The organism is Ferruginivarius sediminum (genome assembly GCF_003344765.1).
In the GTDB taxonomy this organism is placed as follows: domain Bacteria; phylum Pseudomonadota; class Alphaproteobacteria; order Kiloniellales; family Rhodovibrionaceae; genus Ferruginivarius; species Ferruginivarius sediminum.
Genome location: NZ_QPMH01000017.1, coordinates 35,934 through 50,592 on the forward strand (window position 1 = coordinate 35,934; position 14,659 = coordinate 50,592).

13 protein-coding genes and 1 riboswitch are annotated in these 14,659 nt (G+C 66.5%); of the genes, 8 read left to right on the forward strand and 5 right to left on the reverse strand.

Annotated features, from left to right (window positions below):
- Positions 1-161 precede the first annotated feature (161 nt).
- The 6 genes from cmk (at position 162) to DRB17_RS15385 (ending at position 6,022) form a co-directional block, all read left to right on the forward strand.
- The gene (gene cmk, locus DRB17_RS15360; protein ID WP_114583106.1) at positions 162-845 is read left to right on the forward strand and encodes a (d)CMP kinase; all 684 of its coding nucleotides are present in this window, start codon (positions 162-164) and stop codon (positions 843-845) included.
- 128 nt (positions 846-973) lie between these two features.
- Complete coding sequence (gene rpsA / locus DRB17_RS15365) at positions 974-2,767, forward strand: 30S ribosomal protein S1 (protein WP_277738580.1); 1,794 nt, start codon at positions 974-976, stop codon at positions 2,765-2,767.
- 388 nt (positions 2,768-3,155) lie between these two features.
- On the forward strand, positions 3,156-3,440 hold the full coding sequence (gene ihfB / locus DRB17_RS15370; RefSeq protein ID WP_114583108.1) for an integration host factor subunit beta: 285 nt from the start codon (positions 3,156-3,158) through the stop codon (positions 3,438-3,440).
- A gap of 73 nt (positions 3,441-3,513) precedes the next feature.
- On the forward strand, positions 3,514-3,894 hold the full coding sequence (locus tag DRB17_RS15375; RefSeq protein WP_161958846.1) for a LapA family protein: 381 nt from the start codon (positions 3,514-3,516) through the stop codon (positions 3,892-3,894).
- A gap of 76 nt (positions 3,895-3,970) precedes the next feature.
- Positions 3,971-4,915: a bifunctional Delta(1)-pyrroline-2-carboxylate/Delta(1)-piperideine-2-carboxylate reductase gene (gene lhpI / locus DRB17_RS15380; RefSeq protein WP_114583110.1), complete on the forward strand. Its 945-nt coding sequence runs from the start codon at positions 3,971-3,973 to the stop codon at positions 4,913-4,915.
- Between the two features lie 3 nt (positions 4,916-4,918).
- Entirely contained in the window at positions 4,919-6,022 is a 1,104-nt protein-coding gene (locus tag DRB17_RS15385) for an FAD-dependent oxidoreductase (protein ID WP_114583111.1), read from the forward strand.
- A gap of 25 nt (positions 6,023-6,047) precedes the next feature.
- Here DRB17_RS15385 and DRB17_RS15390 read toward each other — a convergent pair whose 3' ends face one another.
- From DRB17_RS15390 to DRB17_RS15400, 3 genes are read right to left on the reverse strand one after another with little or no spacing between them, the layout of a single operon-like run.
- Positions 6,048-6,506 carry a (deoxy)nucleoside triphosphate pyrophosphohydrolase gene (locus DRB17_RS15390; protein ID WP_114583112.1) on the reverse strand — a complete coding sequence of 153 codons (459 nt, stop codon included), beginning with the start codon at positions 6,504-6,506 and terminating at the stop codon, positions 6,048-6,050.
- 5 nt (positions 6,507-6,511) lie between these two features.
- Positions 6,512-7,750: a bifunctional glutamate N-acetyltransferase/amino-acid acetyltransferase ArgJ gene (gene argJ, locus DRB17_RS15395; protein ID WP_114583113.1), complete on the reverse strand. Its 1,239-nt coding sequence runs from the start codon at positions 7,748-7,750 to the stop codon at positions 6,512-6,514.
- 12 nt (positions 7,751-7,762) lie between these two features.
- Positions 7,763-8,689, reverse strand: coding sequence for a peptidylprolyl isomerase (locus DRB17_RS15400; RefSeq protein ID WP_161958847.1), 927 nt, complete (start codon positions 8,687-8,689; stop codon positions 7,763-7,765).
- Positions 8,690-8,946: 257 nt separating this feature from the next.
- Here DRB17_RS15400 and secA point away from each other — a divergent pair, with 257 nt between their 5' ends.
- On the forward strand, positions 8,947-11,742 hold the full coding sequence (gene secA / locus DRB17_RS15405) for a preprotein translocase subunit SecA (protein WP_114583115.1): 2,796 nt from the start codon (positions 8,947-8,949) through the stop codon (positions 11,740-11,742).
- Between the two features lie 41 nt (positions 11,743-11,783).
- Here the strand turns inward: secA and DRB17_RS15410 are convergent, their stop codons facing one another.
- Entirely contained in the window at positions 11,784-12,296 is a 513-nt protein-coding gene (locus DRB17_RS15410) for an MAPEG family protein (RefSeq protein WP_114583116.1), read from the reverse strand.
- Positions 12,297-12,407: 111 nt separating this feature from the next.
- The gene (locus DRB17_RS15415) at positions 12,408-13,361 is read right to left on the reverse strand and encodes an acetyl-CoA carboxylase carboxyltransferase subunit alpha (RefSeq protein WP_114583117.1); all 954 of its coding nucleotides are present in this window, start codon (positions 13,359-13,361) and stop codon (positions 12,408-12,410) included.
- Between the two features lie 118 nt (positions 13,362-13,479).
- A riboswitch (TPP riboswitch) is annotated at positions 13,480-13,600 on the forward strand.
- Between the two features lie 79 nt (positions 13,601-13,679).
- On the opposite strand from DRB17_RS15415, the gene DRB17_RS15420 reads away from it, so the two are divergent.
- Positions 13,680-14,639, forward strand: a complete 960-nt coding sequence (locus DRB17_RS15420; RefSeq protein WP_114583118.1) for an ABC transporter substrate-binding protein — start codon at positions 13,680-13,682, stop codon at positions 14,637-14,639.
- Positions 14,640-14,659: the final 20 nt, after the last annotated feature.

Genomic DNA, 14,659 nt, shown 5'->3' on the forward strand with positions numbered 1-14,659 from the left:
TTGCGGCTCAGAGATAACCGCCACGAGGGCGCGTGTCATCGTTCGCCAGACACCGGCGGGTGGGAGGCCGTCATGCAATGGCACGATGGCGTGCGCGGTTCGGCTGTGCTAGTTCCCCCGGCGAAACACCGGCAACCCCATAGTGGATACGGCTCGCGTTCATGGCGAATGCGCCCGAAAACAGCATCATCGTCGCAATCGACGGCCCGGCGGCGGCCGGGAAGGGCACGCTGGCCCGGCGGCTGGCGGTCGAGTTCGACCTGGCGTGCCTGGATACCGGCAGCCTCTATCGTGCGGTCGCCGCGAAGCTGCTGGCCTCGGGTGGCGATCCGGGCGATGAGGCGGCGGGCGCCGCGATGGCGGCCGGGTTGACGCCGGAAGACCTGGAGCGCCCCGATCTGCGAGGCGAGGGCGTGGGCGAGGCTGCCTCGCAGGTGTCGGCGATTCCGGCGGTGCGCAAGGCACTTCTGGCGTTTCAGCGCGATTTCGCGCACCATCCGCCGGATGGAAAGCGTGGCGCCGTATTGGACGGCCGGGACATCGGCACGGTCGTCTGTCCGGACGCCTGCGCGAAGCTGTTCGTGACCGCCAGCCCGGAAGAACGCGCGCGGCGGCGGCACGAAGAGTTGCTTGGCCGCGGCGAGGCGAGTATATATGCGCGCGTTCTGCAGGATATGCAGGCACGCGATGCCCGCGACGCCCGGCGCGACGCGGCACCGCTGAAGCCGGCTGACGATGCCGATGTCCTCGACACCAGCGAGCTGGATGCCGAGACCGCCTTCCGGAAGGCGCGCGACATCGTTGCCCGGAAATGCTTGCATCGCGAGGCGCAGGACCAACATTGAGTCACCCGCGGCCCCGGAGACTTTCGGGGCCGTCGCCGCATTGAAGGGTACGGGGTCCTTTGGCCCCAGGGTCTCCAACACCCGCCCGGCCTTCTTTCGGCACCGGGAAGACCGCCGGAGACAACCGGCTGGCCCGAAAAACGACGAGTACGTACGAAAGGAACACGACGAAGATGGCTCAGACCGCCGCTGCCACCGGCACGCAAGAGAATTTCGAGGCCCTGCTCGAAGAGTCCCTCGGCCCCGAGGGACGTCTGGAGGGCACGGTCCTCAAGGGCACCATCATCGACTTCGAAGGCGATGAGGTGCTGGTCGACGTCGGCCTGAAAAGCGAAGGCCGCGTCCAGCTCAAGGAATTCGCCAAGGCTGGCGAGGCCGACGACCTCAAGATCGGCGACGACGTGGAAGTCTTCCTGGAGCGCTTCGAGAACAAGAACGGCGAGGCCGTGCTCTCGCGCGAGAAGGCGCGCCGGGAGGAGGCCTGGACCCAGCTTGAGAAGGCCTATAACAACAACGAGCGCGTCACCGGCCAGATCTTCGGCCGCGTCAAGGGCGGCTTCACCGTCGACCTGAACGGCGCCGTGGCGTTCCTGCCGGGCAGCCAGGTGGACATCCGCCCGGTGCGCGACGTCACGCCGCTGATGGGCACGCCGCAGCCCTTCCAGATCCTCAAGATGGACCGCTCGCGCGGGAACATCGTGGTCTCCCGCCGCGCCGTCCTGGAGGAAACCCGGGCGGAACAGCGCAGCGAGCTGGTTGCCTCCCTGAAGGAAGGCCAGGTGCTGCAGGGCGTGGTGAAGAACATCACCGACTACGGCGCCTTCGTCGACCTGGGCGGCGTGGACGGCCTGCTTCACGTTACCGACATCTCGTGGAAGCGCGTCAACCATCCCAGCGACGTGCTCTCCATCGGCCAGAACGTCGATGTCCAGGTGATCCGCTTCAACCCGGAGACGCAGCGCATCTCGCTGGGCATGAAGCAGCTCGAGGCCGATCCGTGGGAGGGTGCCTCCGCGAAGTATCCGGTGGGTGCCAAGTTCCGCGGCCGTGTCACCAACATCACCGACTACGGCGCCTTCGTCGAGCTGGAGCCGGGGATCGAGGGCCTGGTCCACGTCTCCGAGATGAGCTGGACCAAGAAGAATATCCACCCGGGCAAGATCGTTTCGACCTCGCAGGAGGTGGAGGTGATGGTGCTCGACGTGGACGAGCAGAAGCGCCGCATCTCGCTTGGCCTCAAGCAGTGCATGCAGAATCCCTGGGAGGAGTTCCAGGAGAAGTATCCCGCCGGCACCGAGCTGGAGGGCGAGGTCAAGAACATCACCGAGTTCGGCCTGTTCGTCGGCCTTCCCGGCGAGATCGACGGCATGGTGCACCTCTCCGACCTGTCCTGGGACCAGAGCGGCGAGGAGGCCGTCAAGGACTTCAAGAAGGGCGATAACGTCAAGGTCAAGGTGCTCGACGTCGATACCGAGAAGGAGCGCATCTCGCTTGGCATCAAGCAGCTTGAGGAGGACCCGTTCGAGGCGGCCTCCACGGGCCTGCGCAAGGGCCAGGTGGTGACCGGCACCGTCGTCAGTACGCAGGATGCCGGTGTCGAGGTGAAGGTCGGCGAGGATGGGGCCATCGGTTTCATCCGCAAGGCCGAGCTTGCCCGCGACCGCAGCGAGCAGCGCCCGGACCGCTTCGCCCCGGGCGAGAAGGTCGACGCCAAGATCACCTCCATCGACAAGAAGAACCGGAAGATCGCGCTGTCCATCAAGCAGCGCGAGATCGAGGAGGAGAAAGAGGCGATGGCCGAGTACGGCTCCGCCGATACCGGCGCCAGCTTGGGCGAGATCCTGGGTCCGGCAATGTCCCGGGCCGTCAAGGAGCAGGTCAAGGAATCCGACGAGGACGAGAAGGATTCCGGCGACAAGTAAGGCGCTGGACCGGCGGACGACCCGCACGGGCGGGCACGTGCCATCCGCCGGCCTGACCGGATGCCATTGAGAGACTTCCCGCCCTTCGGGCAGGGACAACAGACGCCCGGCCGTGCAACTCGCGGCCGGGCGTTCTTGTCTCAGCCGGCGTCATGCATCGCGTGGCCGCTGGCGAAAATGCAGGTAACAGAACGGCTTACCTTGACGCCATCCGGCGACTTGGGCAACATTCGCTGCGGCGGGATCTCGGGGGAGAAGACTGGATCGCTGCCCGTCGCAAAGGTGCGCGCAGATATACACTTACGTTCGGCGCGCGTTTTCAGGGGTTTGGGACGAGAGGGACGGGCGGCCGGACGCTCGCTTGGGTGCCGCGCCCGAAGGCAGAACAATGACGAAGTCCGAGCTAATCCAGCGGATTTCCGACATGAACCCGCATCTCTATCAGCGGGACGTCGAACGCATCGTATCCACAATTTTCGACGAGATCGGAGAGGCGCTTGCCGACGGCAAACGTGTCGAGTTGCGCGGGTTCGGGGCCTTCTCGGTGAAGGACCGGGATTCGCGCGTCGGGCGCAACCCGCGCACTGGCGACACCGTTTACGTCGATGCGAAACGCACGCCGTTCTTCAAGACGGGAAAACAGTTGCGCGAACGGCTGAACGGCGCAGACTAGGGACATCGCGGTCGCGGCCCGGCATCGTGCCGGCGCACCGGTTATCGCTCACTGGAACTGGCGACGGTCCGGCGTGAAACATATTTCCTGGGTCATAACCCTACCTCTCCTGGCCATTGCGGTCGTGTTCGCCGTCAATCATCGCGGCCGCGTGGTTCTCGACCTTTGGCCCCTGCCGCTGCGCGTGGAGCCGCCGCTCTATCTCCTGGTCCTGCTTGCGATCTTCGTCGGCTTCGTCATTGGCGGGCTCGTCGTATGGGCGGCGCAGGGCCGCAATCGCCACAAGGCGCGCCAGCGCCGTTTCCGGGTCGAGGAGTTGGAGCGCGAGGTCACCTTTCTGAAGCGCAAGCTGGAAAAGGCCGAGGCCGACCGCCAGGCCGCCGAGGCCCGTGCCGCACAGTCGGGGCCGGGCTCCGCGCCGCCGGCCCTTCCGCGCGCGCGCACGGGCAGCTGAACGTATCGTTTAGCCGGCGCAGTCATCGCGCCGGTCCCCGTCCAATCATCCAACCCGAGCCTGGGAGCCGCCTGCCATGCGCATTCTCTCGCCCGAAGAGGTTGGCGCGGCCCTCGACTACCCGCGTCTGGTCGAGGCGTTGCGCGACGCTTTCCGCGAAGGTCTGGAAGCGCCCACCCGCCACCATCACACCGTACCCAGCAACGCCGGCCCCGACGGCACCCTGCTGCTGATGCCGGCCTGGCAAGTGGATACCTACATCGGCGTCAAGGTCGCCACCGTCTTTCCAGCGAACCCGGAACGGGGCCTGCCGTCGGTTCTTGCCAACTATCTGCTAAACGACGGCAAGACGGGCGAGCCCTTGGCCCTGGTGGCCGGCCAGCCGATGACCAACCGCCGCACCGCGGCTGCCTCGGCGCTGGCCGCCGACTACCTGGCGCGGAAGGACGCCAGCCGGCTGTTAATGGTCGGCACTGGGGCGATGGTGCCGGAACTGGTGGATGCCCACGCCAGCGTCCGCCCGATCGAAGAGGTGCGCATCTGGGGCCGCACACCCGAGAAGGCGCAGGCGATGGCCGCGCAGCTTCAGGATCGCGGCTTCCGTGCCGCGCCGGTGGAAAGCCTGGAAGAGGGTGTCGCCTGGGCGCAGGTGATTTCCTGCGCCACCATGTCGGCGGAGCCCCTGGTGCTGGGCGAGTGGCTTCAGCCGGGCCAGCATGTCGATCTCGTCGGCGCGTTCAAGCCGACGATGCGCGAGACCGACGACGCCTGCGTTCGAACGGCCGAGTTGTTCTGCGACACCTTCGACGGTGCCTTGAGCGAGGGCGGCGATATCGTGCAGCCGCTCAACGCTGGTGTCATCACGCGTGAGGACATCAAGGCCGATTTCTCCATGCTCACGCGCGGCCAGCATCCGGGCCGCGAGCGCGCGGAACAGATCACCCTGTTCAAGTCGACCGGCGCGGCGGTCGAGGACCTGGCGGCCGCCATCCTGGCCTACGAGACCGCCGTGGAAGGATAGGGGATGCAGGTTGCGGTTGCCGGCGCCGGTGTCATCGGCCTGTCGCTTGCCCGTTCCCTGCTGCAGGCGGGCCATGAGGTAACGGTCTATGACCGCGCCGAGGTGCCGAACCCGCACGCGTCCTCCGTCGACCGCAGCCGCCTGATCCGCTACGCCTACGGGCGCCAGGCGGGCTATGCGGGCATGGTGGACGATGCCTACGCCGCCTGGGACCGGCTGTGGGCGGAGTTGGGTGAAAGCCACTACGTCCGCACGGGCACGCTGGTCCTGGCGCAGCCCGGCGCGACCTGGGCGCGCGACTCGGCGAATGCCCTGGCCGCGATGGGCCGTCCTGTGGAATGGCTTGATCCGGCCGAGGCCGAGGCGCGCTATCCCCTTCTCGATCTGACCGGCGTCGAGCGGGCATTTTACGTTCCCAGCGGCGGCGTCCTCCACGCCGAACGCGTCGTCGCGGCATTGGCGCGGCGTGTGCGCGCCCTGGGCGGCACCGTCCGGGAGCAATGTCCGGTCGAGAGCGTCGATACCGTGTCGGGCCGTATGGTGCTGGCCGACGGAACACGGGGGCAGGCGGACATGCTGCTGCTGGCCCCGGGCCCATGGGCCGCGCGGCTGTTGCCGGACCTGGAACAGCGGCTGACACCGTCCCGGCAGGTGGTTACCTACGGCGACATCCCGCCGGGAACGCGCGCGCAGTGGGATGCGATGCCGATGGTCCTCGATATCGGCAAGGACAGCGGCTTCTACGCCGTGCCGCCGGTCCTGGGCGAGCCGTTGAAGGTCGGCGATCACTCGTTCTCGCTGCAGGGCGACCCGGATTGGGACCGCGAGCCGGGCGCGGACGAATTGCGCGGTATATTCGAAAGCGCCGGCGTCCGTCTGAAGGGCTTCGACGCCTATCGGCTGCGCGACGGGCGCACCTGTTTTTACACGGTGGCGGCGGAAGAGCGATTCGTTGTGGAACAGCGTGGGCGGGCGGCGGTGTTCGCCGGCTTCTCCGGCCACGGCTTCAAGTTCGGCCCGCTTATCGGCGAGCGATTTGCCGAGGTCGCCGCCGGGCGCCGCTCCTTCGAGAGTTTCGCGCGCTGGGCGGAGGGCGAAGGCGGATAACCCGCGAAAGCCGCGATCCGTGCCGCTACAGCAGGTCCCGCAGCAAGCCAATCAGCGGCTCGTCCGCCGGCGGCATCGGATAGTCGGCAAGCCGTGCGGGCCGCACCCAGGCCAGTTCCTGCCCCTCTTTCGGGCTGGGCGTACCCTGCCAGACGCGGCAGGCAAACAGCGGCATCAGCAGGTGGAAATCCTCATAACCGTGCGAGGCAAAGGCAATCGGCGCCAGGCAGCTTGCCCGCGTGTCGATGCCAAGCTCCTCGTGCAGTTCGCGGATCAGCGCGGCTTCCGGCGTTTCCCCCTGATGCACCTTGCCGCCGGGGAACTCCCACAAACCGGCCATCTGCTTCCCGGGGGGGCGTTTGGCGATGAGCACGCGACCGTCCGGATCGACCAGGGCTACGGCGGCTACCAGCACGATCGGCTTGGCGGCTGCCGTCTCGAGTTCGCCGGCGGCCCAGCAGCCGGTCTGATCGTATCCGGTCATCGCCGTCAGCTTCGATAGTCGGCGTTGATGTCGATATAGGCGTGCGTCAGATCGCAGGTCCACACCGTGGCCCGCCCACCGGCGATGCCAACGTCCACCGCGATTTCTATGTCCCGGCCCTGCATATGGCGCGCGACCGGCGCCTCGTCGTAGCCGGGCACCACCTGACCATCGCGCGCGACCTCGACCCCGCCGATGCGGATGGCCAGGCGGTCGCGGTCCGCCCGCTCGCCCGCCTTGCCGACGGCCATTACGATGCGGCCCCAATTTGCGTCCTCCCCGGCAATCGCCGTCTTCACCAGCGGAGAGTTGCCGATGGCAAGCCCGATTCGCCGGGCCGCGGCATCGTCGGCGGCGCCAGCGACACGGATCGTCACGAATTTCCGCGCGCCTTCCCCGTCGCGAACCACCTGCTGCGCCAGATCCCGCAGTAGTTCTTCCAGAGCGGCGCGGAAGCCGTCGAGGCGATGGTCCAGCGGATCCTCCACGGCCGCGTTTCCGGCCTTGCCGGTGGCGGCCAGGAGCAGCGTGTCCGATGTGGAGGTGTCGCCGTCGACGGTGATGCAGTTGAAGGTCCTGTCCGCCGCTTCCCGCAGCAGGGCTTGCAGCGTCGCCGGCGGCAGGTTCGCGTCGGTGAAAGCGAAGGCCAGCATCGTCGCCATGTCGGGGGCGATCATGCCCGATCCCTTGGCGATACCCGCGAGCTTCACCGGATTGCCGTCGATCTCGGCGTAATAGGCGGCACCCTTCGCAAAGGTATCGGTCGTCATGATCGCCTGCGCCGCCGCTTCCCAGCCGTCGGCGGAAAGCTCCGCGATCATGCCGCCGAGCTGGTCGGTGATCCGCTCGTCCGGCAGGACTTCGCCGATGACGCCGGTGGAGGCCACAAAGACCTGCGACTCGGCGCAGCCAAGCGCCATCGCGGCGGCCTCGACCTCCCGTGTCACCGAGGCTTCGCCGGCCCGCCCCGTGAAGGCGTTGGCGTTGCCGGCGTTCACCAGGATCGCGCGGCCGTGGCCCAGCCCGTCCTTGAGCGCCCGCCGGCACCAGTCGACCGGGGCCGAGGCGGTCAGGGAGCGCGTGAAAACCCCCGCCACGCTGCTGCCTTCGGCCAGCTCGATCAGGGCCACGTCCGATCGGCCCGTATAACGCACGCCGCAGGCCCGGGTGGCGAGACGCACACCCGGAACCTGCGGCATATCGGGAAACCGCTCCGGCGCGAGCGGCGAGCGGGCAAGCGCCATCGACGTCGGCCCCTAGTTCTCGCCGCCGCTCTCGTCGCCGGCGCCCTCGTTATTGCCCTGGGCGCGGCTGCGGGTGCGGTCGATGACCTCCTGAATGCGCTCAGGGTAGGTCTTGATGTCCGCGTCCTTGCGCAGATCGGCCAGCGCCGTCTCCAGGGCCTCCCGCTGAAGCTGCCGGTAGAGGCCCGGCTTCATCTCCTCGAAGCTCTTCGGCTCCTTGTCGCGGCGCTCGGTGACCTTGATGATGTGCCAACCGAAGTCGGTCTTCACCGGCTCCTTCGTGAACTCGCCGGGCTCAAGCTCGAAGGCGGCCTTCTCGAACTCGGGCACCATCTGCCCCTTGGCGAAGAAACCAAGATCGCCGCCGTTCTCCCCCGACGGGCCGGTGGAATGCTCCTTCGCGGTCTCGACGAAATCGGCGCCGCCTTCCAGCTTGCCGATCAACTCCTGTGCCTTTTCCTTCGTCTCGACCAGGATATGGCGGGCGTGCACCTCCTTCTTGGTGCCCTCCTTCTCAAGGTAGTCGTCGTACTGCGCCTGCAGCCTTTCGTCGGTGATGTAATCGGTCACCTGGTTCTCCAGGTAGACGTCGCGCATCACTTCCTTCTTCAGCTCCTGCAGGCGCTTCTGCACCTCCCCGTCGTCGCCGAGGCCGGCTTCCTTCGCCGCCTGGGCCGCGAGTTCGAGGTCGACCAGACGGTCGATCAACTGGGGAAGGACGGCGGGAAGCTGCTTCTGGTATTGCTGGGGCAGGTCGCGGGCCTGCTCCATCAGGTCGGCGAAGTGGATCTTCTCGCCGTCGACGGTGGCGACCACGGGGTTGTGGTCGTTCCCGGCGCCGGCCTCTTCGTCCTGCGACGACTGCGCCGCCGCCGCGACGGGCATGGCAAGCATCGCGGCGCAAGCAACGCTCGCGATGCGGGTGCGGAATGGCAGCATGGCGGATGGCCCCCTTGCGTTTGGGATTTTCGTGTGTCGGACAGCCTCGTGCCCGGCTTCAAGTCGGCGCGCATTCATGCACATAGGCGAGGCTCCACTCAACCCTCTCGCGATGATAGCAGAGCCATTCTTATCGCTGACGGTGCAGGTGCGAATCGGCCGCCGCTTAGGCCTCGCATTGACAGGCTTTCCCCGGCAGCCTATGTGTCCAGCGACGCGGGCCGCCCTCCCGCAACAGTTCCTCTAGAGGTTATTTGATGATCGGCGCCTTCGCCAAACGTCTGTTCGGCACGGCCAACGAACGTTTCCTCAAAGGTCTTCGGCCCCAGGTCGATGCTATCAACAAGCTTGAGCCGGAACTCGAGAAGCTCTCCGACGACGAGTTGCGTGCCAGGACCGACCGGTTCAAGGCCCGCCTGTCAGAGGGGGAGCGGCTGGACGACCTGCTTGTCGAGGCCTTCGCCACGGTGCGCGAGGCCGCGAAGCGCACGCTGGGCCAGCGCCATTTCGACGTCCAGCTCATGGGCGGCATGGTGCTGCACAAGGGCATGATTTCCGAGATGAAGACCGGCGAGGGCAAGACGCTGGTCTCGACGCTTCCGGTCTACCTCAACGCGCTGACGGGTAACGGCGTCCATGTGGTGACCGTGAACGACTACCTGGCCCACCGCGACGCGGAGTGGATGGGGGCGATCCATCGCTTCCTGGGCCTCAATGTCGGCTGCATCATGCATGGCATGACGGATGCCGAGCGGCGCGCGGCCTATGCCTGCGACGTGACGTACGGCACGAACAACGAATTCGGCTTCGACTACCTGCGCGACAACATGAAGTCGTCGCTGGACGAGATGGTGCAGCGCGAATTCTACTACGCCATCGTCGACGAGGTGGACTCCATCCTGATCGACGAGGCGCGCACGCCGCTCATCATCTCCGGCCCGACGGATGACACCTCGGCGATGTATGTCGCCGCCGACAAGCTGATCCCGCGACTTTCCGAGGACGATTACGAGAAGGACGAGAAGGCGCGCGCCGTTACGCTGACGGAGAGCGGTGTCGAGAAGATCGAGGAGATTGCTCGCGAGACCGGCGTGATGGAGGAGGGCTCGCTCTACGACATCCAGAACGTCTCGCTGCTTCACCACGTCAATCAGTCGCTGCGTGCGCGCGTGTTGTTCCAGCGCGACCGGGACTACATCGTCAAGGACGACAAGGTCGTCATCATCGACGAGTTCACGGGCCGCATGATGGAAGGCCGGCGCTACTCCGATGGCCTGCATCAGGCGCTGGAAGCCAAGGAAGGCGTGACGATCCAGCAGGAGAACCAGACGCTAGCGTCGATCACCTTCCAGAACTACTTCCGCCTTTATCCCAAGCTGGCCGGCATGACCGGCACGGCGATGACCGAGGCCGGCGAGTTCTCCGAGATCTACAAGCTCGAAGCCGCGGAGATCCCGACGAACAAGCCGATGGTGCGCGACGACATGGACGATGTCGTCTATCGCACCGCGGAGGAGAAGTACGACGCCATCGTCGAGCGCATTATCGACTGCCACGAAAAGCAGCAGCCGGTGCTTGTCGGCACGGTCTCCATCGAGAAGTCGGAATACGTCTCCGCCCTGCTGAAGAAGCGCAAGATCCCGCACAAGGTCCTCAACGCCCGCTATCACGAGCAGGAAGCCTATATTGTCGCGCAGGCCGGCTCGCCGGGTGCGGTGACGATCGCCACCAACATGGCGGGCCGCGGCACCGACATTCAGCTTGGCGGTAACCCCGATATGCGGATCGACCAGGAAGCCGGCGCCATCCAGGACGAGACCGAGCGCGCCCAAGCCGCCGAGCGAATCCGCGAGGACTGCCGGCAGAAGCACGAGGTCGTCCTCAAGGCCGGCGGGCTGTTCGTGCTGGGCACGGAGCGCCACGAGAGCCGGCGCATCGACAACCAGCTTCGCGGCCGCGCCGGCCGTCAGGGCGATCCGGGCGCCTCGCAGTTCTTCCTGTCGCTGGAAGACGACCTGATGCGCATCTTCGGCTCGGAGCGCATGGACACGATGCTGGGCCGTCTGGGGCTGGAGAAGGGCGAGGCGATCACGCATCGCTGGGTCAACAAGGCCCTTGAGAAGGCGCAGTCGAAGGTCGAGGCGCGGAACTTCGATATCCGCAAGAACATCCTCCAGTACGACGACGTCATGAATGACCAGCGCAAGGTCATTTACGAGCAGCGCAAGGAGCTGATGGCGACGGCGGATGTGCACGATACCGTGGTCGATATGCGCCATCAGGTGATTGACGATCTCGTCGCCCGCTTCGTCCCGGAGAAGGCCTATCCCGAGCAGTGGGAACTGGACTCGCTACACGAGGAATGCCGCCGCATCTTCGGCCTGGACCTGCCGGTGCACGAGTGGGCCAAGGAAGAGGGTATCGCCGACTCGGAGATCCGGGAGCGGATCGAGAAGGCCTCCGACCGGCTGATGGCGGAAAAGGCGGCCAACTTCGGCCCCGAGATCATGCGTCACGTCGAGAAGCAGGTGGTGCTGCACACCATCGACCGGAAGTGGCGCGAGCATCTGTTGAGCCTGGATCATCTGCGCCACGGAATCGGCCTGCGTGCTTTCGCGCAGCGCAATCCGCTGAACGAATACAAGCAGGAAGCCTTCGAGATGTTCCAGGCCATGCTGGCCGGCGTCCGGGAGGACATCACCTTCGTCCTCTCTCACGTCGAGATCCAGGCCAGTGCGCCGGAACAGGCGACCATGCGCGACGACAGACCGCGCCGGATGCAGGAAAGCCGCCAGGATCCGGCGCTCGCCGGCTCGGCGGCCGCGGCCGGCGGTGAGGCGGAAGCCGAGCTGGTCGGCGCGGGCGCGCCGGCTTCCCCGGGATCTGCCTCAGGCGAGGCGGCGGCCCAGGTGAAGGCGCAGCCCGTGCGCCACGCCGTGGATGAGGAGTTCGACCAGAACGACCCGGACACCTGGGGCAAGGTCGGCCGCAACCAGCCCTGCCCGTGCGGCAGCGGCCAGAAGTTCAAGCACTGCCACGGCAAGCTTCAGTAGCAGCCTTCGACGTGTACCGGAGCCGGCGGAGGCGGGTTGCCTCAGCCGCCGAACGCCTGCCACACGGCCAGCGCGACCGTCACCAAGTTGGTGATCAGCGTGCCTGCCATGCCCGGCGGGCGGATGAACGGACCCTTCAGATAGCCCAGCCAGAAGGCAAGCCGCGCCACGACAAAGGTGAGCGCGAGCGCCGGCACGACCGAGAGCCATTCAGGCCCGGCCGTCCACGCCAGGGCGCTTGCGGCCAGGGCGAAGACAAGCCCCTGTTCGACGCTGTTCGTCAGTGAGCGCTGGGAAACCGCGATGTAGCGGCTCTCCTGGTCCGTGAGCGGATCGAAGCGTCGCCCGCCGAACCGCCCGGCGGAGACTGCCAGTGTGAGGCCGAAGACCGTCAGCGCCGGTGCCAGCAGGGCGGCGGCCACCGCCGTTTCCCGCGATGGTGTGGGCAGCAGGCCCGGTAGCGCCAGGATCAGCACGATCGCGACGCTCATCCCCAGTATTCCGCCACCCAGCGACTTGCGCCGATCCGGGGTCAGCCAATCCATCGACGCCATTCACGTTGCCTCCGTCATTCCTTGATTGTCGGGTGTCGATGCCTCGTGTCGCACCAACGGCCAAGCGGCCCCGCTACGGCGAATCTGATTCGATTCTGATGCTGAAACGCGCTAGTGGAGCCCCTGCTTGCCCATTTCAAGGAATTTGTCGCGCCGCAGCCGTTTCAGGGTGGGACCGTCGTGCTCACGCAGCGACATCATTTCACGCTCCAGTACCCGGCCGACGGCGTCGATGGTGGCCGTGCCGTCGCGCTGCGCGCCGCCCAGCGGCTCCGTAACGACATGGTCGATCACGCCCAGCCGGTGCAGGTCCTGCGCGGTGAGGCGCAACGCCTCCGCCGCCTCTTTCGCCTGGTCGCCGCTGCGCCACAGGATGGAGGCGCAACCCTCCGGCGAGATTACCGAATAGATGGAGTGCTCCAGCATCACGACGGTGTTGGCGCTGGCCAGTGCGATGGCGCCGCCGGACCCGCCCTCGCCGATCACCGCACTGATCAGTGGCACTTTGATATCGAGGCATGTTTCGATGGCCCGCGCGATCGCCTCGGCTTGACCGCGTTCCTCGGCGCCGATGCCGGGGTAGGCGCCTGGCGTATCGACAAGCGTGATCACAGGCAGGCCGAATCGCTCGGCCATCCGCATCAGCCGCTGCGCCTTGCGGTAACCCTCCGGCCGGGCCATGCCGAAGTTGTGCCGCACGCGCGTTGCCGTGTCGTGGCCCTTCTCGTGCCCGATCCACATACAGGTATGGCCACGGAAGCGCCCAAGCCCCCCGATGATCGCCCGGTCCTCGCCGAACAGCCGGTCGCCGCATAGCGGGGTGAAGTCCTCGACGAGACGGTCGACGTAGTCGCTGAAGTGCGGACGCTCGGGATGGCGCGCCACCTGTGTCTTCTGCCAGGGCGTCAGCTTGGCGTAGGTCTGCCGCAACAGGCGTTCGGCCTTTGCCTGCAATTTGGACACTTCCTCGGCAATGTTCATATCGCCGGTGTCGGAGAGGTGCCGTAGCTCCTCGATCTTGCCTTCCAACTCGGCAATCGGCTTTTCGAAGTCGAGGAAATGCATGTGCGTGCGGACTCTTTCGCTATTTCAGGCGGCGAGGCGCAAGCTAGCGATGTTGTCTTGCCAGGACAAGCGCATCGCGGCCGCCTGTTGACGCGCCTCTCGGCAGGCGCCACTCTCATCGCGTTCCGAGGGGAGCTCCACAGGAGCTGAGAGGCCGTTTCCGGCGGTAAACCGGGGACGGCGACCCTTTGAACCTGATCCGGGTTATGCCGGCGCAGGGAACGGGACCCAACGTCCGTGAAGGCCGCCGTCCGGCGGCTATATCCTTCGCGTCTGTCCCGGATCTCCATGCCCTGATTCGATTCGCAGGAGGTCCGCATGTTTCCATCCAGACTGACCGCAGTGCTTTTGGCGGCCGCGTTGGCCGTCGCCCCCGCCGCCGCGCGGGCGCAGGACGATCTTACCTTGATCCTCGATTGGTTCCTGAATCCCGACCATGCGCCCATCGTGGTCGCGCAGGAACGAGGCTACTTCGCCGACGCCGGCCTGGATGTCGAAATCGTCGAGCCGGCCGATCCCAACAACCCGCCGAAGCTGGTCGCGGCCGGCAAGGCGGACATCGCGATTTCCTATCAGCCACAGCTTCACATGCAGGTCGATGCCGGCCTGCCGCTGGCGCGCATCGGCACGCTTGTAGCGACGCCGCTCAATACCGTGCTGGCGCTGGCGGACGGCCCGGTGGACAGTCTTGCCGACTTGAAGGGCCGCAAGGTCGGTTACTCGGTGGGCGGGTTCGAGCAGACGCTGCTGGATGTGATGCTGGCCGGCTCTGGCCTCGGCATGGAGGACGTCGAGCTCGTGAACGTTAACTTCTCGCTATCGCCGGCATTGCTGTCGGGGCGCGTCGCGGCCGTGGTCGGCGCCTTCCGCAACGTCGAGATCAACCAGCTTCAGATCCAGGGCGCCTCGGCAAGGCCATTCTACCCCGAAGAGCATGGGGTGCCGCCCTATGACGAGCTGATCTTCGTCGCCCGCGACGACCGGCTGGGCGATCCGAAGCTTCGCCGCTTCATGGACGCCGTCGAGCGCGGCGTGCAGTACCTTGTGAACCACCCGGACAAGAGCTGGGAGCTTTTCGTCAAGGGGCGCCCGGACCTGGACGACGAGCTTAACCGAAAGGCCTGGCGCGACACACTGCCGCGCTTCGCACTACGCCCCGCAGCGCTGGATTCGGCACGCTACCGCCGCTTTGCCGACTTCCTGGCCGGGCAGGGGATGATCGGCGATCCGCCGCCGCTCGCGGATTACGCGGCGGAGCTGCCGGCGCAAGACGACTGACGGAGCGCGGCAAGGCGCGG

What these genes read in the sequence shown, in the direction of transcription:
- cmk (WP_114583106.1), top strand. Translation starts at nt 162, where the DNA reads ATGGCGAATGCGCCCGAAAACAGCATCATCGTCGCAATCGACGGCCCG.
- ihfB (WP_114583108.1), top strand. Translation starts at nt 3,156, where the DNA reads ATGACGAAGTCCGAGCTAATCCAGCGGATTTCCGACATGAACCCGCAT.
- lhpI (WP_114583110.1), top strand. Translation starts at nt 3,971, where the DNA reads ATGCGCATTCTCTCGCCCGAAGAGGTTGGCGCGGCCCTCGACTACCCG.
- DRB17_RS15385 (WP_114583111.1), top strand. Translation starts at nt 4,919, where the DNA reads ATGCAGGTTGCGGTTGCCGGCGCCGGTGTCATCGGCCTGTCGCTTGCC.
- DRB17_RS15390 (WP_114583112.1), bottom strand. Translation starts at nt 6,506, where the DNA reads ATGACCGGATACGATCAGACCGGCTGCTGGGCCGCCGGCGAACTCGAG.
- argJ (WP_114583113.1), bottom strand. Translation starts at nt 7,750, where the DNA reads ATGGCGCTTGCCCGCTCGCCGCTCGCGCCGGAGCGGTTTCCCGATATG.
- DRB17_RS15400 (WP_161958847.1), bottom strand. Translation starts at nt 8,689, where the DNA reads ATGCTGCCATTCCGCACCCGCATCGCGAGCGTTGCTTGCGCCGCGATG.
- secA (WP_114583115.1), top strand. Translation starts at nt 8,947, where the DNA reads ATGATCGGCGCCTTCGCCAAACGTCTGTTCGGCACGGCCAACGAACGT.
- DRB17_RS15410 (WP_114583116.1), bottom strand. Translation starts at nt 12,296, where the DNA reads ATGGCGTCGATGGATTGGCTGACCCCGGATCGGCGCAAGTCGCTGGGT.
- DRB17_RS15415 (WP_114583117.1), bottom strand. Translation starts at nt 13,361, where the DNA reads ATGCATTTCCTCGACTTCGAAAAGCCGATTGCCGAGTTGGAAGGCAAG.
- DRB17_RS15420 (WP_114583118.1), top strand. Translation starts at nt 13,680, where the DNA reads ATGTTTCCATCCAGACTGACCGCAGTGCTTTTGGCGGCCGCGTTGGCC.